Raw genomic sequence first — 22,544 nt, 5'->3', positions numbered from 1 at the left:
ACACGCTTCCCGAGTGTTGGCCTTGGCTTTTCCCGTCGATCTCCGCCGCTGCCAGGTGCTGGGGCTGGCCGGTACCGCCTTCCTCGCGCTGGGAGGTGAGACGGCCGGCGCCCTGCCCGTGGAGGAGCTGCCGGCCCCCGCCGACGTGCGTGTGGCACTGGGGCTGGTCTGCGTGTACTGCGGCGTCGTCCTGCTGATCGCCGCCTGGCTGCTGCTGGGACGCCTCGTGCGGGGCGCCGAACCGCCCACGACGCGGGCCCTGCTGCTGGTCCTCGCCGTCTGGGCGGCACCCCTGCTGCTCGCCCCGCCGCTGTTCAGCCGGGACGTCTACAGCTACCTCGCCCAGGGCGCCATGGTCGACGCCCACCTGGACGTGTACGCGTACGGCCCGGCCCACCTCGGCGGGCCGCTCGCCGGCGAGGTCCCCGCGCTGTGGCGGCACACCGCGACCCCGTACGGCCCGGTGTTCCTCGGCGTCGCCTCGGCCCTGACCGGCCTGACCCGCGGCGAACTCCCGGCCGGGCTGCTCGGGATGCGTCTGGTGGCGCTGCTCGGCGTGGCGCTGATGACGGCGGCGCTGCCCCGCCTCGCCCGCCACTGCGGCGCCGACCCCGCCCAGGCGCTGTGGCTCGGCGTTCTCAACCCTTTGGTGCTGCTGCACCTGGTCGCGGGCGCCCACAACGACGCGATCATGCTCGGGCTGCTCGGCATGGGACTGGTGGCCGCGCTCGGCCGACGGCCGCTGGTGGCGGCCGTGCTCGTCACCCTGGCCGCCCTGGTCAAGGCACCCGCGGTGCTCGGCCTCGCGGCGGTCGTCGCGCTCGCGATCCGCGCGGGCCGTCGACCGGCGCGCGCGGTGGTCACGACCGCCGCGGCCGCCGTCGCCACGACCGCCGCCACCACCGCCCTGACCGGCACCGGCTACGGCTGGCTAGCGGCGCTGAAGACGCCCGTCTCCCCACAGAACTGGGCGCTGACCAGCCTGCTCGGCCGCGCCACCGCCGCACTGCTCACGCGGGCCGGCAGCGGTCTGGCCCCGCTCGCCGTCCCCGCCTGGCAGGCCGCCGGCCTCGCCGCCACCGGCGTCGCGATCCTCGTCATATGGAAGCGGCGAGGGCGCCCGACCCCCGTCTACGCGCTCGGCCTCAGCCTGGCCGCGGTCGTCGTCTTCGGCCCTGCGATCCGCCCGTGGTACGCCCTGTGGGCGCTGTTCCTCATCGCCGCGGCGGCGCCCGGCCCGTCGGTACGGCGCCGCCTGGCGCCGGTCACGGGAGCGGTGGCGTTCCTCGCCCTGCCCAGTGGGGCTCCGGCGGGCGCCGACGAACTGGTGCTGGCCGTCTCCGGCGGTCTGCTGGCCGTGGTCGTGCTGTGGCAGGTGCACCTCGCGGCGCAGGTCCCGGCCCTGGGACGTACCGCGTGAGGCCCCCCGCCACCGACCGCGGCCGCATCCTGCTGGTGGCGGCCGCCACCGTCGCCGTCACGGCCTTCACCGCGACCGTACCGCTGCTGCGGGACTGGTTCGACCTGCGCGTCTACCACGGCGCCGTCACCACCTGGGTCCACCACGCCGGAGGGCTCTACGACTACCGGGTGCCGGGCACGGCGTACGGCTTCACCTACCCGCCGTTCGCCGCGGTCGCCATGCTGCCCATGGCCCTCGTCGGGCTGCGCACCGCGATCGTCCTCGCCCTGCTGCTGAACCTCGCGGCCCTCGCACTGATCGTGCACCTGCTGACGGAAGGAGCGTGGCGGCGCCTGGGCTGGTTCGGCTGCGCTCTGGGGGCCTGTCTGCTCGCCCTGTTCGAGCCCCTGCGCGACACCTTCAGCTTCGGGCAGGTCAACCTCCTGCTGCTGGCCCTGGTGCTCGTCGACGCCCGGCTGCTGCGCACCGGACACGACCGCTGGGCCGGCGTCGGCATCGGCCTCGCGGCGGCGGTCAAACTCACCCCCGCCGTCTTCATCGGCCTGCTGCTGCTCGCCGGCCGCCGACGCGCGGCCGCGACGGCCGCGGCCGTCGCGTGCGCGGCGACCGCACTCGCCGCCTGGGTGGCCCCCGGCGCCTCCCGCTTCTACTGGACACAGGCCCTGTGGGACACCGGCCGGGTGGGCCGCCTTGACTACGTCTCCAACCAGTCGCTGCAGGGCGTCCTGGCCCGGCTCGGCGTGACGGGCCACGCCGTCTGGGCGTGCGCCGTCCTCGTGGGCCTCGCCGTCTGGGCCCGGCGCACCCGGCGCGCCCTCGCGGCGGGCGACTGGCCGGCCGCCTTCGCCCTCACCGGCCTGACCGCGTGCCTGGTCAGCCCGATCACCTGGGTGCACCACCTGGTGTGGGTACTGCCGGCCCTCGCGGTGCTGGTCCGCGCCGGGCACCCGCGGATCGCCGGTGCCGTGTACGCGGTGATGTGCACCAGCGTGGTGTGGCTGTGGTTCGACGACGCCTCCGGCGTCGACGGCTTCCTGGGCGGCAACACCTACGCGTGGATCACCCTCGGTCTTCTGCTGCGGCTGCCGGTCGGTCACCCCTCCGACGAGCGCGCGACCCTGCCCCGCAGCGCGAGTGCCACGGCACCGGCGCCCAGTGCGGCGGCCCCCGAGATGACACCGGTCTCCGGCCATCCGGGCCCGTCCTCCGGCACGACGACCGCGGCCACGGGCGCCGCCGCGTGGGGGCCCGGCCGGGGCCGTACCCGCAGCCCGTCCAGCGACCCCACCGGCGCCACCCGACCGGCCGCCGCGAACCCCCAGTCGAGCAGCTCGCGAGCCTCCTCGTAGACGGTGAACCCGCCCCCGGCCTGCGGGTTCATCACGGTGACGACGAGGGTCCGCCCACCCCGGCGGGCGGCGGCGACGAGGGTGTTGCCCGCGTTGGTGGTGTAGCCGTTCTTGACACCGATCAGCCCGCGGTAGGGCGCCACGCCGTCCGCACCGGTCAGCAGCCGGTTGGTGTTGCGGATGCCGTACGACCCGCCGGCGCCGTCCGGGAACATCGCCTCGGCGGTGCCGCAGTAGCGGGCGAAGTCCGCGTTGCTTAGCCCGGAACGGCCGAAAACCGCGAGGTCGTAGGCCGACGACACCTGCCCCGGCGTGTCGTAGCCGTCGGGCGAGCGCACGTGCGTGTCCAGAGCGCCTAGGGCCCGCGCCTCGGCCTGCATCCGGGCGGTCGTCGTGGCCCAGCCGCCGTTGAGGGAGGCGAGGACGTGCACCGCGTCGTTGCCGGAGTTCAGGAACACCCCCCGCCACAGGTCGGCGACGGTGTAGGTGCGGCCCTCGGCGACCCCGACCATGCTGCTGCCCGGCCCGATGCCCGCCAGTTCCTCCTCCCGCACCTGGTGCCGGATGCCCCCCGGCAGGGTCGGCAGCACGGTGAGCGCGAACAGGGTCTTCAGGGTGCTGGCGGGCGGCAGTCTGCGGTGCGCGTCGTGCGCGGCGAGCACGTCGCCGCTGCGGGTGTCGGCCACCAGCCACGACAGGGCGGAGACGTCGGGAAGCGCGGGAGCGCCGGGCCGGGGGCGCACGAGCGTGCCGTGCCCGTACAGCAGCGACGGGCGCGGCATCACCGCCGTCGGCCCGCCGGCCGGTCCCGGCTTCGGTGCGGCGGCCGCCGCGACGGGCGCGAACGCCAGGACGCCCGCCACACAGACCGCGCAGGTGGCGGCCGCGGCCCGGGGCATACGCAACGCGGCCGCGGTGCGAGGCATACGGAAGGAAAATCCGATGGTCATATTGTCAACGTAGGAATCGGTCCGGCGCTCGGGCCGATGGCCGGGCCGGGCCGCGGGCGGGAGCACCCGGATGCCGCAGTCACCCCACGGCGTCGGCGGTTTCCCGGCGCCCGGCCAGCCGCAGCGTCACGACGGCCGCGATCCCCGCGACGCCGCCGAAGACGAGGGCGGCCGGGACGCCGCCGCCGAGCCCGGCGACCAAGGAAACCGGTCCCCGCACGGTGGTGGTGTCATCCGTCGCCCAGTGCAGGAACTGGCTCGCCAGCAGGCCCAGCACGGTCGCGCAGACCGCGCCCGCCGCCATCGCCGGTGCCGTGGCCTCGGTGAGAAGCCCCGGCAGCAGCCGCAGCGCCCACCACACCACGACCAGCACGACGACGTCGGCGGCCCGGTACAGCAGCCAGTCGCCCAGGGGCGTGGTCGACGGGCCGCTCCAGGCGCCCAGCAGCAGCCACTCGCGCAGCAGGTCGCCGGGCTCGGACAACAGCCCCTCGTCGGGGAAGGACGTCTGGATCCAGGCCGCCACCGACTGGTAGGAGAGGACCACCAGCGACAGCGCCACCACCGCGGTCCCGGCGCTCGCCGCCAGACGGGCCGCGAGCGGCGGCACGTCGCGCCGGGGCAGCGGTTCCGGGTCGCCGTTCATGACACGCGCCAGAACCACCATGACCGGGGCGGTCAGCAGCCCCGCGACCACCGCGGCCGGACCGCCGGAGGCGATGACGCTCGCCACCTGCGGCAGCACCCGGAAACTGCCGTGGCCCCGCGAGGCGATCAGCCACGGCGCGGAGACGGTCACGGCCAGGGTCGCCGCCACCGGAGCCCAGGCCCACAGTGCGAGCAGCGTGGCCGGCGTGCGGCCCTGCACCGGGGGCAGCCGGCGCAGCAGAAGCAGCGCACCGGCCACGAAGAACAGGAAGAGGGTCACGAACCTGATCTGCATCGCGGTGCGGTAGAGGTCGGCGTAGAGGGCGCCACCGGAGACGCCCGAGTACGACCAGGGAGAGAGCAGGGTCCTGAGCGCGGTCGCGGACTCGATGTCGAAGACGTTGCCCGAGCCCTGGAGTTGGAGTGCCGAGGCGCTCGCCCCCGCCCACAGCATCAGCAGGGTGAGCAGGGCGCCTCCGACCGCCGCCGGTATGAGCGCGCGCCGATATGTCATGTGTCGTACCCCCGTGTCGCACCTGTGGTCTGCATGTGCAGGTCAGCCCGAAGGATAAGGGGCGATGATCAGGTGGTGTGCGGCCCCCCGCTGCGCGCATCCTGTGCCGGAGGAGGATTCCGTGGTGACCAGCGCTGACGACACCACCCGCCGGGCGCTCGCCCGTCGGGGCATGACCCTCGAACGCCTCACGCTCGGCTGGAACGTGATCGGCATCGTGGTGCTCGCCGTCGCCGCGGTCTCGGCGCGATCCGTCGCGCTGGCCGGCTTCGGTCTGGACTCCCTCATCGAGATCGGCGCCTCGGCCGTGGTGATCTGGGAGTTGTCCGGTACGGGCGAGGAACGGCGGCGCAGGGCACTGCGGTTGATCGGGGTCGGTTTCGCACTGCTGGCGATGTACCTGCTGGCGCAGTCCACCTGGGTGCTGGCGACCGGCTTCCGGCCACGCCACTCGGCGCTGGGCATCGGCTGGACGGCGGTGACGGCCGTCGTGATGTTCGCCCTCGCCGCGGGCAAGGCGCGCACCGGCGAGGCGCTGGACAATCCGGTGCTCAGGACCGAGGGCCGGGTCACGCTGATCGACGGGCTCCTGGCCGCCGCCGTACTCCTCGGCCTCCTGCTCAACTCCCTGGCCGGCCTGTGGTGGGCCGACCCGGCAGCCGGATACGTTCTGGTCTACTACGCACTGCGCGAGGTGCGGGACATCTTCACCGGCGAGCACGGAATCTGACGATGCGTCAGCCCGTCGGCAGCGTGGGCTGGATGCGCCGCAGGAAGGTCGCGTTGTCCGGGGTGTCGCGCATGCGCTCCAGCAGGGTCTCCAGGTTCGCCTGCCCGTCCCGTGTCTGCAGGGCGCGCCGCAGGCCGCGTACGGTGGTCAACTCGGCGGGGGAGAGGAGGAGTTCCTCGCGGCGGGTGCCGGAGGGGTTGACGTCGACGGCCGGGAAGACGCGGCGCGAGGCGAGTTCGCGGCTCAGGCGCAGCTCCATGTTGCCGGTGCTCTTCAGCTCCTCGAAGAAGTAGTCGTCGGCGCGCGAGCCGGTCTCCACCAGGGCGGTGGCGAGGATCGTCAGCGAACCGCCCTCCTCGGCGAGCCGGGCGGCGCCGAAGAACCGCTTCGGGCCGAGCAGCGCGGAGGCGTCCACGCCGCCGCTGAGGGTACGGCCGCTCGACGCGGCCGCGTTGTTGTGCGCCCGGCACAGCCGGGTCAGGGAGTCGAGCAGGATCACGACGTCCTCGCCGGCCTCGACGAGCCGCTTCGCCCGCTCGATGACGAGGTCGGCGAGCGCGATGTGCTGCTTGGGGCTCCGGTCGAAGGTGGAGGCGTACACCTCGCCGCGCACCGAGCGCCGCATCTCGGTGACCTCCTCGGGCCGTTCGTCCAGCAGCACCACCATCAGGCGGCACTCGGGGTGGTTGCCGGCGACGGCGGCCGCGATCTGCTGCAGCAGTACGGTCTTGCCGGTTTTGGGCGGGGCCACGATCAGGCCGCGCTGGCCCTTTCCGACGGGGGCGAGCAGGTCGGTGACGCGTCCCGCTGGTCCGGCAGCGGGGTGCTCCAGGCGGATGCGCTGCCGTGGATGCAGCGGGGTGAGGTCGCGGAAGTGCGGACGGCCGCGGAGTTCGTCGGGCGTGCGCCCGTTGACCCGTACGACCTCGGTGAGTGCGCGCCGGCCGTCGCGGACGCCGTCGACCAGGTCGCCCTTGCGCAGGCCGTGACGGCGGATCAGCGCGGGCGGAACCGGCAGGTCGGACGGCGTGGCGTGCAGGCCGGGGGCGCGCAGATGACCCTTTCCGCCCGCGTCGATGTCGAGGACACCGGCGGCGACCTGGGCCTGGGGTTCTTGCCGGACAGGGGGGTGTTCGAGAGTGGTGGTCATGTCGGTCGGTCCTTTCGAGGACGAATACAGGGGGACATGCGGGAGGGAGGGGGAGGCCGCGAGAGGAAGGCGGACATGCGCCTTGGGCGGCGGGAACGGCACCTCGGTGCGGGGCGGTGAACGCGCCGGTCACGGGGTGGTGGTGGAAAGCCGGTGCGCCGGCCGGAGGACGGCGGGCGGTCGGCCGACTGAGGTGAAACGGCACCGGCGCCCTCAACGGGGCGTACACAAGTGCTAGCAGGACGGTACCACAGGGGCCGCGGACCCAAACCGCTCTACTGCTCACCGGCGTCAACAAGACGGTGTCCCGGCCTATTCCGCACAGCCGGGTGTCGATTGCGGCCGGTCCCGTTCGTCGGTGGGGTGTAGGAAGCTGATGACGACCGGGAGGACCCCATGAAGTACATGCTGCTCGTCTGCGGCGACGACACCGCCGACGCCTCCGGCATGGCACCCGTCGAACCCTGGGTGGAGGAACTCGGGGAGCGCGGCGCACGCCTGCACGGCCACCGACTGGCCCTGCCCGCCGAGGCGGTCACCGTACGGGTGCGCGGAGGCGAGGTCCTGCGCACCGACGGTCCCTTCGCCGAGACCAAGGAGTACGTCGCCGGATTCGACGTCCTGGAGTGCGACAGTCTGGAGGAGGCGGTCGAGGCGGCCGCCGCGCACCCCGTGGCCGCCATCGGCGCCATGGAGGTACGGCCGTTCTGGCCGATGGTCGGCGAGGACGACGCCGAGAGCGCGATCCGCGCCCTCGACACGGAACTCACCGCCGCCTTCCACGCCCGCGACCTGGACCGCGCGCTCGCCTGCTACACACCGGACGCGGCCGTCTTCCACCTCGCCGACGGCGAGGAACGCCAGGGCCTGGGCGCCCACCGGGAGGCGCTGCGGGAGCTGTTCGCGTCCGTCACCGGTCCGGTGACGCGCGAGGTGCTGGACCTGCGCGTCCAGGTCGACGAGAGCGTCGGCTTCACCCACGCCCTGGTGCGGCTGACGGCGGCCCGCGCCGACGGCACGGCGCTCGACGAGACGCTGCGGGTGACCGCCGGCTACCGCGACACCGGGCTGCGCCGGCTGATCACCCACGAGCACGCCGTGTCCCTGAAGGGGGCGTGATGCGCTACGCCCTGCTGGCCCGCCTCCCGGAAGGGGGCGAGGAACCCCCGCCCGGAGGCATGGACCGCCCGGAGGTCACCGGCGGGGTGCGGCTGCGACCGGCCGTGGACGCCACCACCGTCCGCGTCCGGGACGGTGAAGTCCTGCTCGGCGACGGACCGTTCGCGCCGTCGGAAGAGGACCTCGCGGCGATCGCCCTCGTCGACGCCGAGGACCTCGACGAGGCGATCGCCCTGGCCGCCGGGCACCCCTACGCGTACGGCGGTTCGGTCGAGGTACGGCCGGTCTGGGAGTGAGTGCCACGGACGACGTCGAGGCGGCCGTCGCCGCCGCCTTCCGCGAGGAATGGGGCCAGGTCGTGGCCACCCTCATCCGGGTGACCGGCGACTGGGACCTGGCCGAGGAGTGCGCGCAGGACGCCTTCACCCAGGCCCTCGACCGGTGGCGGCGCGACGGCGTCCCGCGCCGCCCCGGCGCCTGGCTGACCACCACCGCCCGCAACCGCGCCCTCGACGTCCTGCGCCGCAGGGCGGTCGGGGCGGCCAGACTCCGGGAGGCCGCCGTGCCGGCCCGTGACGAGCAGCCGTACGACCCCGAGTACGACCGCGACGACAGCGGCGTGCAGGACGACCGGCTGCGCCTGATCTTCACCTGCTGCCACCCCGCCCTGCCCGTCGAGGCCCGGGTCGCCCTGACCCTGCGCACCCTCGCGGGCCTGACCACGCCGGAGATCGCCCGCGCCTTCCTGGTCCCCGAGGCGACCATGGCCCAGCGCCTGGTGCGGGCCAAGCGGAAGATCCGCAACGCCGGCATCCCCTACCGGGTGCCGCCCGCCCACCTCCTGCCCGAACGCACCACCGGCGTCCTCGGCGTGGTCTACCTCCTGTTCAACGAGGGCTACGCCGCCACCTCCGGAGCCGAACTCGTGCGCACCGGCCTGTGCGCGGAGGCCGTCCGCCTCGCCCGGCTGCTTGCCCGCCTGATGTCCGACGAACCGGAGACGCTCGGCCTGCTCGCCCTCCTGCTGCTGCACGACGCGCGCCGGCACACGCGCGTGGACGCCGCCGGCGACCTGGTGACCCTGGAGGACCAGGACCGCAGCGCCTGGGACCGTGCCGAGATCGACGAGGGCACCGCGCTGGTGGAGACGGTCCTGCGCCGCGGCCGGCCCGGGCCCTACCAGATCCAGGCGGCCATCGCGGCCTGCCACGCGAACGCCGCCACGGCCGACGACACGGACTGGGCCGACATCGCCGCCTTGTACGGCGCCCTGCTCCGCTTCGTGCCCTCCGCCGTCGTACGCCTCAACCGCGCGGTCGCCGTCGGCATGTCCGAGGGCCCGGACGCCGGACTCGCCCTGGTCGCCGAAGTGGAACGCGACGGCGACCTCGCCGACTACCACCTGCTTCCCGCCACCCGGGCCGACCTGCTGCGCCGCGACGGACGGACGGCCGAGGCGGCCGCGGCATACGAGCGGGCCCTGCAACTGGTGCGGAACGACGCCGAACGGAGGTTCCTGCGGAAGCGGCTCGCGCAGTGCCGGCCGGGGTGAGGGCGGGCACCCGGTCCGGGGTCAGGAAGTGGAGGTCGACCGTGCCTCCGCCTCCTTGGCGATCTCCTCGAAGCGGGCGCCCATGGCCGCCGCCAGCGCCTGCGCACCCGACAACGGCCGCACCATGACGGTGAATTCGTCGATCAGGCCGTTCTCGTCCAGGTGGAGGAAGTCGCAGCCCGTCAGCTCGCGGTCGCCCACCCGGGCCGCGAACACCAGGGCGTGGTCGCGGCCGTCGGGCCCGGCGAGCTCGCGCTCGTAGCGGAAGTCCTCGAAGACCTGCGCCACCGCCCGCAGGATCGCCGCGGTGATCGCCTTGCCCGGGTACGGCTTGAACACCACCGGGCTGGAGAACACGACGTCCTCCGCCAGCAGTGCCTCGACCGCGTCGAGATCACCCGCCTCGACCGCTTCGCGGAACGCGCGCATCGCTCACTCCATAGTGAACTAGTGGAATAGGTGCCGATGAGACTAGCCAGGAGGTGTGCCCCTGTCCACGACCGGTTCCCCTAAGCTGACCGAGATGTTCAGCCCCGAAGGTCCCAGCCTGCGTGAACTCGCCGTCCAGGCGCTCTCGTCCGTCGAGCGCGGATACGACCTGCTCGCCCCGAAGTTCGACCACACGCCCTTCCGGACGCCCGAGTCGGTGCTGGAGGCCGTCGCGGCGGCCCTCGCCCGGACCGGGCCCTACGCGGCGGGGCTCGACCTGTGCTGCGGCACCGGCGCGGGGGTCGAGGTGCTCGGCCGGGTCTGCCGGGAGAGCGTGACGGGCGTCGACTTCAGTGCCGGGATGCTCGCCGTGGCCCGGCAGAACGTCCGGCCGGCGGGGCCGGAGGTCTCCTGGGTGCGGGCGGACGTCCGGGCGCTGCCGTTCGGACCGGCCTTCGATCTGGTGGTCAGCTTCGGGGCGTTCGGCCACTTCCTGCCCGGCGAACTACCCGGCCTGTTCCGGCAGGTGCACTCCGTGCTCCGGCCGGGCGGCTGCTTCGCCTTTCCCGTGCTCGCGCCGCCCCGGCCCTCGTCGCCCGCCTTCTGGATGCTGCTCGGCTTCGACGCCGTCATGCGGGTGCGCAACGCCGTGTGGCGCCCGCCCTTCGTCATGTACTACCGGGACTTCCGGCTCGGGGACGTCCGGCGGGAGCTGGAGGGCGCCGGATTCCGCGTCGGCCTGGAGGCCCTGCCGGAGTTCGGGCGGCGAAGCGACGGCAGCCCGCGGGTGCGCCTCGTGCGGGCCGTCAGGTCCTGAGGGCGCAGGGCGGTCACGGCGCCCGGGGCTGGGCCGTCGGTCCCGGGAAAGGCCCGACCGGCCCGGCGCCGGACACCGCGTCGGGCGGGACGATGAGAGTGCGGAACGCGGGTCAGGGAGGTGCGTCGTGAACTGCTACGACTGCGCGCTCAAGGACACGACGGCCCCGGCGGTCGCGGTGTGCGACCGCTGCGGCTGCGGAGTGTGCCTGCGGCACGCCCACGTCGTCGGACGGCTGACGGAGCGCGCCCCCGGCTCGGGGCCGGGCGTCGGCCGCCGGCTCGCGCGGCGCGTGACATGTCCCTCGTGCTATGAGGCCGAGGCGTTCGACCATGTGCGGTGCGCCGGCTGAACGGTCCTGCCCCGGCACGCGGGCCCGCCGGCCGGGTCAGTCGTGCGGGACGACTGCGACCGGACACGGCATGTGGTGCAGGGCCGCGTGGGCCACCGGCCCGAGCCTCCAGGTCAGGTGCGAGGGGTTGCGCCGGCGCCCCAGCACGGTGAGTTCGCTGTGCTCCGCCGCGTACAACAGCACCGCGGCGGCCGGTCCTGCCGCAACCTGCTCCACCACCCGGACGTGGGGGAACTTCTCCCGCCAAGGGGCCAGTGCGGCCGCGAGACGTGCGTGCTCCTCCGCCTCGTGGCGGCTGTCGGCGTGACCGGCGGCCATCGCGTGCACCGGGGCGACCGTGCCGAACGACTGCAGCGCCCGCACCGCGCGCACCCGGGCCCGGCGCCGGTCGGCCGCCGTGAACGCGAACTCGAGCAGCGGGTCGGCGGCCCGGCCCGTCTCCTTGACACCGACCACGACCTCGCCGCGGTCGGCCGCCAGTGGACGGCCCGAACCGTCCTCGACCGCCGGATCGCCGGCCCGGACCACGACGGCCGGACACCGGGCGCGGCCCAGGACGTACAGGCTGGTGGAACCCAGCAGGAAGCTCGCCGTGGAGCCGTGTCCGCGGCTGCCGAGCACCAGCAGCTCCGCGAGCCCGCCGAGGTCCAGCAGCGCCTCCGTGGCGGGCGTCGACGTCAGTTCCGTGGTCAGCGTCAGACCGGGGTAGTGGTGCAGCAGTTCGGTCTCGGTCCGCTGCAGGAGCCGCCCGCCGTTCTGCTGCTTGCCGAGCGCCTCATGGGCGAGGGGCACGTCGAGCGGCTGCGTGGACCAGGAGTGGAGCAGCAGCAGCGGCCGTCCCCTGGTCGCGGCCTCGCGGGCGGCCCACCATGCGGCCGTCGTCCCGGCCGGGGAGCCGTCGATTCCGACGACGACAGGTCCGGTCATGGCCCACCTCCGGTCCCGGCGCGGCGGCCCCGGGCGCGCCGCGCCGCACGCAGTCCCCTCTTTCAGGATCGCCGTCGTATGGCCGCCCGAGCAGGGCCGGAAGGTGCGACGCGGGGGCCGTTCGGCCCGCCCCGGCGGTCCGCCACGAGCGTGGCCCCGACCGCTCAGCCCGCCGACGGCAGCGTGAACTCGTACACCAGGGCCTCCTGTTGGGCGTCGACCAGTAGGTCGGTGATCTCCAGCGGTCGCGCGTACTGGTCGTGCACGCGCCGTCTCACCCGCACCGAGGGGGCGTCGGCGAGCGGGGTGATGGAGTCGCGGTGGTGCAGGGTCAGGCCCGCCTTGCGCATCCAGTCGTAGGCCCGGCGCAGCTGGGCCGTGGCGGCGCCGTCGGCGCGGTCGCGGTAGCGGGCCAGTTCCTCCACCTCCGACAGGGCGACGGCGGAGAAGGAGGTCACGGCGGTACGGCGGCCCCGGCCGTCGGCGCCCGTCGACTCGTAGCGGTGCACCAGCGTCGGCCGGTGCGCGGCGAGACCGAGGGCCTCGGCGTGCTCGGGCGGGGGAGGCTCCCAGGTGACCGTGGCCCGGTCGACCGCGCCGCCGGGGTCGGTGTGCCGGGCGCCCACCGGGAACGTCAGCGAGGACGGGCTGCGGACCGCCGCGCCGGGCAGCGTGGCGTGGCTGCCGCGCCGGTCGGTGGCGACCAGGCCGTCCCGGCGCAGCACCTCCAGCGCCTGCCGTACGGTCTCCCGGCTGACCCCCAGATGCTCGGCCAGCTTCCTTTCGCTCGGCAGGCGTTCGCCCGGCGGGATGCGGCCGTCGCGCAGGTCGTCGAACAGACGCGTGGCGACGCGCCAGTACAGCGGCGGGCCGGTGACGGGGGAGTGGGCGTGCGGAGTGGTGCGGGCCATGCCGCGCCTCCTGTTGGTGACGTGCGGTAGCCGTGCGGGCTCGGTGCGCCACCAGATCTAGCATTGGTCTAAACCACCAGGGAAGGGCAGGCGGGCGGTTCGGCCGAAACCGGCCCGCCGCGCGCCCCCGCTCACAAGGCGCTGTAGAGGGCCTCGATCAGTGCCGTCTTCCGTGGGTCGTCGGCGATATGAGGCCCCATCCGGTTCATGACGTACCCCAGTGACACCCCCGCCTCGGGGTCGGCGAGCCCGCAGGAGCCGCCGAAGCCGTCGTGTCCGAAAGCCCTCGGGTTGGGCCCGTAGGAGCCGTTCGGCCCGCTCAGCCACAGGCCCAGCCCGATCTCCGTCTCGCCGTCGAGTCCGGCGCCGAGCACCAGGTCCCGGCACCTGCCCTGCCCCTCGCGCACCCGCTCCGCCGCCTCGGGCGACAGCACGCGCCGCCCGCCGTACGACCCGCGTCCCGCGAAGATCCCGTACAGGGCGGCGACCGCCCGCGCGGTGCCGTGCCCGTTCGCGGCCGGGATCTCCGCGGCCCGCCACTGCGGCGTGTTCGCCTCGGCCGCGCCCACCAGGGGGTTGGCCAGTGCGGCGAGCACCGCGGGCGTCAACCGGCCGAAGGCGGCGCCCTGTTCGCTGTCGGAGGCGGCCGGGGGATGCACCAGCTCGGCGGCCCGCCCCGCCTCCTTCTCCGGCAGGCCGATGGTGAAGTCGATCCCCAGCGGTCCGGTCACCTCCCGCTCCAGGAACGCCGCGGGCGACCACCCCGAGATCCGCCGTACGACCTCCCCGACCAGGTGGCCGAAGGTGAGTGCGTGATAGCCGGAGACCGTTCCCGGCTCCCACCACGGCTCCGTGGCCGCCAGCCGCCGCGTCGTCAGCTCCCAGTCGTAGAGCTGCTCGACCGAGAGCGGCTCGCGCAGGCCCGCCAGACCGGAGCGGTGCGACAGCAGATGCCGTACGAGGACCTTCTCCTTGCCGGCCGCGGCGAACTCGGGCCAGTAGTCGGCCACCGGCGCGTCGAAGTCGAGCAGGCCCCGGTCCGCCAGGACGTGCGCGCACAGGGCGGTCGGCCCCTTCGACGTCGACCACACGTTGACCAGGGTGTCCCGCTCCCAGGGGCGCGTGCGGTCGGCGTCGGCCCAGCCGCCCCACAGATCCACCACGACGTCGCCGCCGACGATCACGGTGACGGCGGCGCCCAGCTCCGCGCGTTCGCGGAAGTTCTCCTCGAACGCCGTCCGCACCGCTTCGAACCGCGCGTCGCAGTGTCCCTGCGCGACTGGCTCGCGTTCCGTCATGGGCCCCTCCGTCGTCCGCCGGAAGCCCGGGCCGCACGGCCGCGATCCGGGCCCCCTGAACGTACCGACTGGTCGGACTGGAGGGAAGGTCGAGAGGAGGAACAGGTCGCCGACAGGAGGGAAGGCCGAGAGAAGGAACAGGTCTCCGGACGGCAGGCAGGGTCAAAGGAAGAACAGGTCGCCGGCCGGCTCCCCGTGACCGTCCGCCGTGTGCCAGTAGTCCCGTGTCGCGACCGCCAGCCCCTCCTCGTCGAACCGCACGAACACGCAGCCCGCCAGGGTGGACGGCACTCCCTCCTCCTCGGCGAGCACCCGGAACTCGGCCACCGCCACCCCGTCCGGGCCGACGACCGGCGCCGAGAAGCGCACGTCCGTCACCCGCTCCCGCCCGAAGGACCAGCGCAGGTAGTCGGCCAGTTCGGCCCGGCCCCGGTGCGGCTCGCGGAACGGCATGGACCGGTGGACGCACTCCTCGGCATACAGCCGCAGCAGTGCGTCCACGTCGTGCGCGGCCCAGGCCCGCTCCCAGACCCTGACGAAGCGTTCCGCGGCCTCACGTGTCCCCATGCTTGGCCTCTCAGGCGTACGCCCGCAGCCACTTCAGCTTGGCCGCCTGCTGGTAAGGCCCCCCGCCCTCATGGTCGTTGAACTCGTACACCTCGATCCGCTTGTCGTCGTGCGCCCAGTCGTTGAACGCCGCGTAGACCGTCGAGGGCGGGCACGTCTGGTCCTCCAGGGCCGCCGAGAAGAGGGCGGGCGCGCGGCCGCGGGAGGCGAAGTGGACGCCGTCGAAGTAGGACAGGGTGCGCAGGGCGTCCTCGGCACGGCCGCGGTGGGTCTTGAGGAACAGGCCGATCTCCCGGTAGGGGTGACGGTCCGTCAGAGTGGTGGCCCGCGGGAAGTCGCACAGGAACGGCACGTCCGGGGCGATCGCGACCAGATCCGGGACCAGGCCGCCCACGGCGATGGTGATGCCGCCGCCCTGGCTGCCGCCGGTGGCCACCGTGCGCGAGGCGTCGGTCAGCGGATGCGAACGCGCCGCCTCGACGGCGCGCACCGCGTCGGTGAACACACGGCGGTAGTAGTAGTTCTCGGGCGCGTCGATGCCCCGGGTCATGAAGCCCGGGTAGGCGGGGGCGCCGCCCATCGGGTCCGCGGTGCCGCCACCGCCGCCCCAGGCGCTGCCCTGGCCGCGCGTGTCCATCACGAAGTGCGCGCGGGCCGTGGACGCCCACAGCAGATGCTCGTGCGGGAGCCCGCGTCCGCCGCCGTACCCGATGAACTCCACGACCAGCGGGACCGGTTCGTCCGTGCCGGCGGGAAGCGTCAGCCAGCCCTTCACCGGGTGCCCGCCGAACCCGGCGAACGTCACGTCGTACACCTGGACCGTCGTCAGCCCCGTGTCGACCGGCTCGAAGCGGGCGTCCAGGTCGTGCTCGCGGGCCTCCTGGAGGGTCTTGGACCAGAACGCGTCGAAATCCGTGGGCTCGGCGGACGCGCTGCGGTACTCGCGGAGTTCGTCGAGGGGGAGGTCGAACAGGGCCATGCAGGACCGCCTTAAAGTCGGGACCGAACGGGTGATCACACCGTACGTGGGTGGTCGGACGACTCGCCAGACCTGTGCCGCCCGGCCGCTCGCCGGCGGGAATCCGCCACTGGTGAGGAACCCGCTGGTCATCGGGGCAGGGAGTGTCGTTGTCCGACGGATCGGACGAACCCCGTCGGCCGGGCGGGCCTGCTCAGAGGTAGGGCCTCACCGGGTTACGGCCCTCCGGCCTGCCGGCGCGTCCAATGCGGCTCGGTGCGCGCCCACTCCCGTTCCCACTCGCCCAGCCGGTGGCCGGTGGCCACGCGGCGTGCGACGACGTTGGCCAGGAGCACCAGGGCGGCCGCGCCGCCCGCGGCGCATGTGCCGATGGTGACCGTGTGCTGCCAGATCTGGCTCTCTCCCGGTGGCGGGGGGACGCTGCGGTCGCGGGAGTCGAACCACACGTCGACGGTGTCGCCGCGCCGGGTGCCCGCCGGGACGCGCGCCTGCGCGGTGTGCGTCCTGGCCGCGCCGTCCGCCCAGCGCACTCGCACGGGGTAGGCGTGGTCACGGCCGCCCGGTGTGGTGGTGGGCCTGTCGGGCGGGGTGCCGACGACCTCGGCCCGCACCTGGTGGCGTGCGGCCCGGTCCGCGGCCGCGACGGCCCGCGCGTGGTCGTGCGCCCACCAGCCGGCGATCGCCCCCGCCAGCGGGGCGCCCACGAGCAGCAGCACGGCGACGGCCAGCACCGTCCACGCCTCGACGACGTCCGACCGGCGCCGCAGCGGATTGCGCCGCCAGCGCCAGCCGCGCACCCGGGTTCGCATCTCGACCTCCCCGCCGTGACCGGAGCCGGAGGGACTGATGGGGTCCGGTCCGTATTGTCCCTCCGCGCCGCGTGCGCGCGCGAGTTCCCGGGGAAGCGGGTACCCGGCGACGGCAAGATCGCTCACCGTGGAACGCGGAGGCACGGCGTCAGCCGAAGCGCTCGATCCGGATGCGGTCGACGGGCTGGCCGGCCGCGACGAGCAGCCGGGAGGCGTGCTCGGCGAAGGCGTTCGAGCCGCACACATAGGCCTCCCAGCCACCGGGAGGACCGTCGGCCAGGAGCGGCGCCACATGGGAGGCGGCCAGACGCCCCACCGGCACGCCCTCGGGAGCGCTCCGGGTGAAGACGGGTGTCGTCTCCGCGCCGAACTCCCGCGCGTAGATCAGCTCCCGCGGACCGCGCGCGGACACCAGCAGCCGCAGCGGCACGTCCAGGCCGCGCGCCCGGTGGTGGCGCACCATCGACATCAGCGGTACGACACCGGAGCCGGCGCCGATCAGCAGCGCCGGCCGGTTGCCGGGCCAGGCGAAGAAGCCGCTCACCGGGCCGCGCACCTCCACCCGGTCACCGGGCCGCGCCGCCGAGTGGAACCAGCCCGAGACCTCGCCGCCGTCGACGTGGTCGAGGGTCAGCTCGATGTGCCCGCGGTCGTCCGGCGCGGAGGCGATCGAGTAGTGGCGCTGGGCCACGTAGCCGTCCTCGGCGGTGAGCCGGAGCATCAGATGCTGGCCGGGCAGATGCCCCGTCCAGGCCGGCACCGCGAACCGGAACGTCGAGGCGCGCGGCGTCTCGCGCCGGATCTCGGTCAGCGTCGCGGTCTGCCACCGCGCTGCGCCCCCGTCGCTCACCTCGATGCGGCCGGGCACGGCGAAGCGCGTCGGGGGAACGAACACAGGGCGGGTCTGGGTCGGTCGCTCAGTCACCGGAGTACCGCTGCTCCTCCCACGGGTTGCCGCGTTCGTGGTAGCCGTTCTGCTCCCAGAAACCGGGCTCGTCGTGGTCCAGGAGCCGGATGCCCGCGATCCACTTGGCGCTCTTCCAGAAGTACAGATGCGGCACCAGCAGCCGTGCGGGACCGCCGTGTTCGGCGGGCAGCGGCTTGCCGTCGTACTCCCAGGCGATCCACGCCTTCCCGCCGGTCAGGTCCGCCAGGGGGAGACCGGCGGTGTACCCGGTGTGCGCGTAGGCGACGGCGTGCGTGGCGGACGCCAGGGGCCGCGCCGCGTCGAGGAACGCGTCCAGGGACACGCCCGCGAACCGCACGCCGAACTTGGACCAGCCCGTCACGCAGTGGATGTCGCCGTCGTACGCCGAGCCGGGCAGCGCGTGCGCCTGCTCCCAGTCCCAGGTCCGGGGCCGCTCCACCAGCCCGTCGACACGGAAGGTCCACTCGGCCGCCGCCAGCTCGGGCGTGACCTCGGCGGACAGCACGGGCCAGTCGTCGCCCGCGTCGTACTGGCCGGGCGGCAGGCCCGGATCGGCGACGCGGGGACGGCCGGTGAAGCCTCGGGTGACGTTCATACGGATCCAGCGGGAGGGAGGTCGGTTCTCACGCATTCAACCGTACGTGCACGTCAGGTATGCCCCGGGGCCGGGCACCCCGCGATCGTCAACGGCGTGTGACGTCTTCCGGGCCCCGGGAACAACCGCCCCCCGATCTTGCTTGCCGCCTGTGGCAGGGGTGAGCGCGAGGGAGAGGGAGAGCACATGCCGAAGACGTACGGCGGCACGCGGAACGGCGGTACGGAGGCCGCGGGTGCCGGAGTCCGGGACGAGATCGTCGTCGAGGCCGCCGGATGAGCCACGTCCTCGACAATCCTGCCCTCGCCTCCCTGACCGGCCCGCACGCCCGGTTCGCCGAGCGGCGCGGACGGGTGCTGCGCTATCCGGTGGACGTCTCGCCGTGGCTCGCGCTGCCCGACGAACCCGACGCCGGCGACTGGGCCGACCTGGCCGCGCTCGCGGGCCCCGGAGCGGAGGTGCCGCTGAACGGCTACTGCCCCGAGGTGCCCGCCGGCTGGGAAGTCGTCTTCCGTGTCGAGGGCGTGCAGCTCGTCGACGACGGCCTGGCCGCCGCGCCGGACGCGGAGGCCGTCCGGCTCGGCCCCGCCGACGTGCCCGACATGCTCGACCTGGTCGCGCGCACCCGGCCCGGTCCCTTCCTGCCGCGCACCGTCGAGCTCGGCACCTACCTCGGCATCCGCCGCGACGGCGTTCTGGTGGCGATGGCGGGGGAGCGGCTGCGTCCCCCGGGCTGGACCGAGATCAGCGCCGTCTGCACCGACCCCGCCGTCCGCGGCGAGGGACTGGCGACCCGCCTGATCCTCGCCGTAGCCCACGGCATCCGTGAGCGCGGCGAGACCCCGTTCCTGCACACCTCCGCCCGCAACACCGGCGCCATCCGCCTGTACGAGGCCCTCGGTTTCCGGCTCCGCCGCACGACCGCCTTCCTGGCGGCCCGTGCCCCCGAACACCTCGCACGGGCGAGGGAACCGGCAGCGCCTCAGCCCTCCTCGCCGGGCGTGGCCCACGCGTTGTAGCGCGCCAGATAGCCGGCGAACCGCCGCAGATCCTCCTCCGGCCAGTCCGCCAGCCGCTCCCGGAACGCGGCCCGGCGGCTGTCCGTCACCTGGGCGAGGATCCGGCGGCCCGCCTCGGTCAGGTGCAGGACCTGCACCCGGTGGTCGTCCGGATCCAGGCGCCGCTCGACCAGCCGGGCCCGCTCCAGCGCCGCCACCTGACGGCTCACCGTGGACTTGTCCAGGGCGTAGTGGGCCGCCAGATCGGTGGCCCGGCAGCCGTCGCACTCCTCCAGGTGCCCGAGCAGTGTGTACGACACGAGCGACAGCTCGGGATGCATGCGCCCCGCCGAGGCCCGGGCCCGCCGGGCGAAAGCCGTCATCTCGCGCTGGATCGTCTCCACCGCCTCGTCCGCGTCCACCGGAACCTCCCTCACGCCACTGGTTGTATAGTACAACTTGAAACGAGAGTTGTATAAGCCAACTATTTGGAGGCGGTGAGCGATGAGGACCCCGGCACTGCGCCACGTGCTCACGCATCTGATCACCCCGCTGCTGATGTGCATCGGCATGGGACTCGCGTACATGGGGGCGTTCGTGACCCCGCAGCCCCATCACCTGCCCGTCGCCGTCATCGGCTCCGGCCCCGGGACGAAGGTGTTCGCCCAGACCCTCAAGGACGAGGCGGGGGACCGGCTCGACGTCCGCACGGTCGGCACCCGGGCCGAGGCCGTCGGCCTGCTGAGGTCCCGGGACATCACGGGCGCCTACGTGCCCGGCGAGAAGGCGCCGGAGCTCGTCGTCGCCACCGCCGCCTCCGACATGGACGCCACGGCGGCGGAGAAGGTCTTCGCCCCCGTCGCCGCCGAGCGGGGTGCCGCCCTGAAGGTCACGGACATCGCCGCCCCGGCCGACGACGACCCCACCGGACAGGGCCTGTTCTTCCTGCTGATCGCCCTGAGCATCGGCTCCTACGCCTCCGTCGCGGCCCTCGGCGCCGCCGGCGGCGCCCTGTCCATGCGGATTCGCGCCCTGCTGGCCCTCGGCGTCTCCGTCGTCGTCAGCGGCATCGGCGCGCTGCTTGCGGGACCCGTCTTCCACCTCGCCCACCACGACCTCGCCGGGGTGTGGGGCATGGCCTGGCTGTACTCGGCCGGCATCCTCTTCGTCGGCGTGGGCCTGCACACCTTCCTCAGGCGCTGGACCACCCTCGCCATGATGGTGCTGTTCGTGATGCTCAACTTCACCAGTTCCGGCGGGTTGTTCCGGCCCGACCTGCAGAACGCCTTCTTCGGCACCCTGCACGCCTTCTGGAACGGCGCGGGCTTCGTCGAAGGCGTGCGCAGCCTGCTCTACTTCGGCCGTGACGGCCTGTCGAAGAACCTCTGGACGCTGACGGTCTGGTTGCTGCTCGGCCTCGCCGTCACGGCGGTCGCTGCGGCCCACGAGCGGGCGAAGGCGCCCGCGGTCGCGGACCCTTCGGCGGTGTGCGAGGACGTGGCGGCGCAGGAGGCGGAAGAGGCCGAAGAGGAGGAGGCCGAGGAGGCCGTCGGTGTCTGAGCGTTGGGGTAATGTTGCCGTCCGGCCGCGGATCGCCCCGGCCGCCGGTGACCGAGGAGGCGAGACCCATTACCGCTGTGTCAGCTCGGGTGCTCGCTCCTCACGTCGACGCGGATCACCGCCGCTAGGCGACCGCGAGAGCGCCCTTCGCTCCATCGAAAGGCTCTCGGCTCCATGCCACCCTTCCCCCTGACCGTCCGTGACTCGGTCGTGACCGCGCTGCGTGCCGCGGGCTGCGTCTTCGCCGAGGACGAGGCCCGGCTGCTCCTCGCCGCCGCCCGCACACCGGACGAGCTGGCCGCGCTCGTCGAGCGCCGGGCCGCCGGACTTCCCCTCGAACTCGTCCTGGGCTGGGCCGAGTTCCGCGGCCTGCGGATCGCCGTCGAACCCGGCGTCTTCGTGCCCCGCCGCCGTACCGAGTTCCTCGTCGAACAGGCCCTCGCCCACGCCCCCGAGGCGACGGTCGTGGTGGACCTGTGTTGCGGTTCGGGCGCAGTCGGCACGGCCCTGGCCGCCGCCCTCGGCGCCGTGGAACTGCACGCCGCCGACATCGACCCGGCCGCCGTGCGCTGCGCCCGCCGCAACATCGCCGGCGCCGGCGGGCAGGTCCACGAGGGAGACCTGTTCGAGGCGCTCCCCGACGACCTGCGCGGCCGGATCGACATCCTGGCGGCCAACGTGCCCTACGTCCCCACTGGCGACGTCGGCCTGCTCCCCGCGGAGGCCCGCGACCATGAACCGCTCGTCGCCCTCGACGGCGGCACGGACGGCCTGGACGTCCTGCGCCGCGTCGCCGATCAGGCGCCGGACTGGCTCGCACCGGGGGGATGTGTGCTGGTGGAGACCAGCGAACGCCAGGCGGAGACGGCCGTCGACGCGTTCTCCGGCGCCGGACTCAGGACCACGACCGCGGTCTCCGACGAGCTGTACGCGCAGGTGGTGATCGGCGTCAGGCCGTAGCGCGGTCGGGCCGGTGCGAGGGCCGTTCAAGGGCGGGCCGGGCACCCTGACGTGGTGGCGTCCCGCGGCGTCCGTTCACGCACAAGCCGTGGGAATGCGTCGGCGGGGCGGGCAGCGGCCGGGGGAGCCGCCGCGTCAGGCCCGGCCCCGCCCCGTCACGTCGTAGCCCCGTTGCCCGAGGGGCTCACCGAGGGGTCGGGCATGCCCCAGCCGTGCCGGCCGTGGCCCGGGAAGCCACCGCGCCAGTGCGGGTCGGAGCGGTTGCCGCCCGGCCCCTTGCCGTCGAAGCTGCCGGACAGCACCCGCAGTGCCGTCCTGGTTCCGCCGTCCGAGCGGGTGCCCACCAGAAAGACCGTGTCGCCCTTCTTCAGGGCGCCGGCTCCGCTGCCCCTGGTGCCGTCGTGCAGGACGGTGGTGCCCGAGTCGACGGTCCACGTCCACACGGCGCCGTCCTCGCTCTTGACGGTGACCTGATCCCCGCCGGTCTTTTCGACGGTCCCGCGCTGCCAGACCCGTACCACCCACTTGCCGGTGTCCTGGTCCTTCACCGTCGACTCGCCGTGCACGCCCATGCCGCCGAAGTCGAACCAGTGACCGCCGTGCCCGCCCCGGGGCCCGTCCGGGGACGGGGAGGCCGACCCCGACACGGACGGCGTGGCGCCCGAGGCCGGACCGCCCGCGGTGGCGGCGTAGGCGACGGTGCCGCCGAGGGCCAGCACCGCGACGGTCGTGGCCGCGATCACCGCCCGGGCGCGGCCGGAGCGCCGCCGCCACACCCGGTCCCAGGCCGGTTCCGAAGCGGCTTGCGCGCCACCCGGACCCGTCATCACCTCCCACTGCGGTGCCGTCTCGCCGTAGTGCTCGGACGGCCCGCCACCGGCGGCGGATTCCTTGTGCGGATCGTGTGTCACGGCGCGCTCCCATCGGTCACGGCACCCGGCATTCCCATGCCATGCCTAGCTGTGATTGTGCGAGGAGC

Annotated in this window: 24 protein-coding genes and 1 pseudogene; 11 read left to right on the top strand and 14 right to left on the bottom strand. The window is 74.1% G+C overall.

Translation table 11 applies throughout. From position 1 onward, the window contains the following. The first annotated feature begins 22 nt into the window (after positions 1–22). Both mptB and LN251_RS32825 read left to right on the top strand, forming a co-directional pair. A complete protein-coding gene (gene mptB, locus LN251_RS32830; RefSeq protein WP_458248215.1) occupies positions 23–1,420 on the top strand; it encodes a polyprenol phosphomannose-dependent alpha 1,6 mannosyltransferase MptB in 1,398 nt (465 codons plus the stop codon). Continuing rightward, on the top strand, positions 1,417–2,772 hold the full coding sequence (locus LN251_RS32825) for a glycosyltransferase 87 family protein (RefSeq protein WP_458247789.1): 1,356 nt from the start codon (positions 1,417–1,419) through the stop codon (positions 2,770–2,772). The genes mptB and LN251_RS32825 overlap by 4 nt, the downstream gene beginning before the upstream one ends. Before the next feature lie 35 nt (positions 2,773–2,807). On the opposite strand, the pseudogene LN251_RS32820 reads toward LN251_RS32825, so the two are convergent. Beyond that, positions 2,808–3,554, bottom strand: a pseudogene (locus tag LN251_RS32820) (D-alanyl-D-alanine carboxypeptidase family protein); the annotation flags it as partial. A 247-nt stretch (positions 3,555–3,801) separates the two neighbouring features. Further along, on the bottom strand, positions 3,802–4,884 hold the full coding sequence (locus LN251_RS32815) for a hypothetical protein (protein ID WP_458247788.1): 1,083 nt from the start codon (positions 4,882–4,884) through the stop codon (positions 3,802–3,804). 121 nt (positions 4,885–5,005) lie between these two features. Here LN251_RS32815 and LN251_RS32810 point away from each other — a divergent pair, with 121 nt between their 5' ends. Next, positions 5,006–5,614, top strand: a complete 609-nt coding sequence (locus LN251_RS32810) for a cation transporter (RefSeq protein ID WP_458247787.1) — start codon at positions 5,006–5,008, stop codon at positions 5,612–5,614. Positions 5,615–5,621: 7 nt separating this feature from the next. On the opposite strand, the gene rho is transcribed toward LN251_RS32810, so the two are convergent. Then, entirely contained in the window at positions 5,622–6,764 is a 1,143-nt protein-coding gene (gene rho, locus LN251_RS32805; RefSeq protein WP_458247786.1) for a transcription termination factor Rho, read from the bottom strand. Between the two features lie 396 nt (positions 6,765–7,160). Here rho and LN251_RS32800 point away from each other — a divergent pair, with 396 nt between their 5' ends. Genes LN251_RS32800 through LN251_RS32790 form a run of 3 tightly spaced genes read left to right on the top strand, consistent with a single transcriptional unit; the run spans position 7,161 to position 9,435 of the window. Then, positions 7,161–7,883, top strand: coding sequence for a nuclear transport factor 2 family protein (locus LN251_RS32800; RefSeq protein WP_458247785.1), 723 nt, complete (start codon positions 7,161–7,163; stop codon positions 7,881–7,883). Further along, on the top strand, positions 7,883–8,179 hold the full coding sequence (locus tag LN251_RS32795) for a YciI family protein (protein WP_458247784.1): 297 nt from the start codon (positions 7,883–7,885) through the stop codon (positions 8,177–8,179). Before LN251_RS32800 ends, LN251_RS32795 begins: the two co-directional genes overlap by 1 nt. Then, complete coding sequence (locus tag LN251_RS32790) at positions 8,176–9,435, top strand: RNA polymerase sigma factor (protein ID WP_458247783.1); 1,260 nt, start codon at positions 8,176–8,178, stop codon at positions 9,433–9,435. Before LN251_RS32795 ends, LN251_RS32790 begins: the two co-directional genes overlap by 4 nt. A 21-nt stretch (positions 9,436–9,456) precedes the next feature. On the opposite strand, the gene LN251_RS32785 is transcribed toward LN251_RS32790, so the two are convergent. After that, positions 9,457–9,864, bottom strand: coding sequence for a nuclear transport factor 2 family protein (locus LN251_RS32785; RefSeq protein WP_458247782.1), 408 nt, complete (start codon positions 9,862–9,864; stop codon positions 9,457–9,459). 94 nt (positions 9,865–9,958) lie between these two features. Here LN251_RS32785 and LN251_RS32780 point away from each other — a divergent pair, with 94 nt between their 5' ends. Both LN251_RS32780 and LN251_RS32775 read left to right on the top strand, forming a co-directional pair. Further along, the gene (locus tag LN251_RS32780) at positions 9,959–10,681 is read left to right on the top strand and encodes a class I SAM-dependent methyltransferase (RefSeq protein ID WP_458247781.1); all 723 of its coding nucleotides are present in this window, start codon (positions 9,959–9,961) and stop codon (positions 10,679–10,681) included. A gap of 127 nt (positions 10,682–10,808) precedes the next feature. Then, the gene (locus LN251_RS32775) at positions 10,809–11,033 is read left to right on the top strand and encodes a DUF2180 family protein (protein ID WP_458247780.1); all 225 of its coding nucleotides are present in this window, start codon (positions 10,809–10,811) and stop codon (positions 11,031–11,033) included. A 36-nt stretch (positions 11,034–11,069) separates the two neighbouring features. Here LN251_RS32775 and LN251_RS32770 read toward each other — a convergent pair whose 3' ends face one another. From LN251_RS32770 to LN251_RS32735, 8 genes are all read right to left on the bottom strand, one after another. After that, entirely contained in the window at positions 11,070–11,960 is an 891-nt protein-coding gene (locus LN251_RS32770) for a universal stress protein (RefSeq protein WP_458247779.1), read from the bottom strand. Positions 11,961–12,124: 164 nt separating this feature from the next. Beyond that, positions 12,125–12,871 (bottom strand): GntR family transcriptional regulator, encoded by a 747-nt coding sequence (locus tag LN251_RS32765; protein WP_458247778.1) that lies wholly within the window; start codon positions 12,869–12,871, stop codon positions 12,125–12,127. A gap of 131 nt (positions 12,872–13,002) precedes the next feature. Further along, positions 13,003–14,169 (bottom strand): serine hydrolase domain-containing protein, encoded by a 1,167-nt coding sequence (locus LN251_RS32760; protein ID WP_458247777.1) that lies wholly within the window; start codon positions 14,167–14,169, stop codon positions 13,003–13,005. A gap of 162 nt (positions 14,170–14,331) precedes the next feature. After that, positions 14,332–14,736 carry a nuclear transport factor 2 family protein gene (locus LN251_RS32755; protein ID WP_458247776.1) on the bottom strand — a complete coding sequence of 135 codons (405 nt, stop codon included), beginning with the start codon at positions 14,734–14,736 and terminating at the stop codon, positions 14,332–14,334. A gap of 10 nt (positions 14,737–14,746) precedes the next feature. Then, positions 14,747–15,715, bottom strand: a complete 969-nt coding sequence (locus LN251_RS32750; RefSeq protein ID WP_458247775.1) for an acetylxylan esterase — start codon at positions 15,713–15,715, stop codon at positions 14,747–14,749. A gap of 215 nt (positions 15,716–15,930) precedes the next feature. Then, on the bottom strand, positions 15,931–16,524 hold the full coding sequence (locus LN251_RS32745; protein WP_458247774.1) for an Rv1733c family protein: 594 nt from the start codon (positions 16,522–16,524) through the stop codon (positions 15,931–15,933). Positions 16,525–16,672: 148 nt separating this feature from the next. Beyond that, a complete protein-coding gene (locus LN251_RS32740; RefSeq protein ID WP_458247773.1) occupies positions 16,673–17,449 on the bottom strand; it encodes a ferredoxin reductase in 777 nt (258 codons plus the stop codon). Continuing rightward, a complete protein-coding gene (locus tag LN251_RS32735) occupies positions 17,442–18,047 on the bottom strand; it encodes a sulfite oxidase-like oxidoreductase (RefSeq protein ID WP_458247772.1) in 606 nt (201 codons plus the stop codon). Before LN251_RS32735 ends, LN251_RS32740 begins: the two co-directional genes overlap by 8 nt. A gap of 275 nt (positions 18,048–18,322) precedes the next feature. Between LN251_RS32735 and LN251_RS32730 the strand changes: the two genes are divergently transcribed. Beyond that, positions 18,323–19,066, top strand: coding sequence for a GNAT family N-acetyltransferase (locus LN251_RS32730; protein ID WP_458247771.1), 744 nt, complete (start codon positions 18,323–18,325; stop codon positions 19,064–19,066). On the opposite strand, the gene LN251_RS32725 is transcribed toward LN251_RS32730, so the two are convergent. Then, positions 19,030–19,467 (bottom strand): MarR family winged helix-turn-helix transcriptional regulator, encoded by a 438-nt coding sequence (locus tag LN251_RS32725; RefSeq protein ID WP_458248214.1) that lies wholly within the window; start codon positions 19,465–19,467, stop codon positions 19,030–19,032. The two genes, LN251_RS32730 and LN251_RS32725, sit on opposite strands and share 37 nt — an antisense overlap. A gap of 82 nt (positions 19,468–19,549) precedes the next feature. Between LN251_RS32725 and LN251_RS32720 the strand changes: the two genes are divergently transcribed. Together LN251_RS32720 and LN251_RS32715 are read left to right on the top strand one after the other, a co-directional pair. Beyond that, positions 19,550–20,605, top strand: a complete 1,056-nt coding sequence (locus LN251_RS32720; RefSeq protein WP_458247770.1) for a hypothetical protein — start codon at positions 19,550–19,552, stop codon at positions 20,603–20,605. 174 nt (positions 20,606–20,779) lie between these two features. After that, positions 20,780–21,565, top strand: coding sequence for a putative protein N(5)-glutamine methyltransferase (locus LN251_RS32715; RefSeq protein WP_458247769.1), 786 nt, complete (start codon positions 20,780–20,782; stop codon positions 21,563–21,565). A gap of 155 nt (positions 21,566–21,720) precedes the next feature. On the opposite strand, the gene LN251_RS32710 is transcribed toward LN251_RS32715, so the two are convergent. Further along, complete coding sequence (locus LN251_RS32710) at positions 21,721–22,476, bottom strand: hypothetical protein (protein WP_458247768.1); 756 nt, start codon at positions 22,474–22,476, stop codon at positions 21,721–21,723. Positions 22,477–22,544 lie beyond the last annotated feature (68 nt).

Source organism: Streptomyces sp. MAI_2237, from assembly GCF_054189285.1.
Note: the sequence above shows the minus strand (reverse complement) of the source record. Positions and strands in the feature narration are given on the sequence as shown.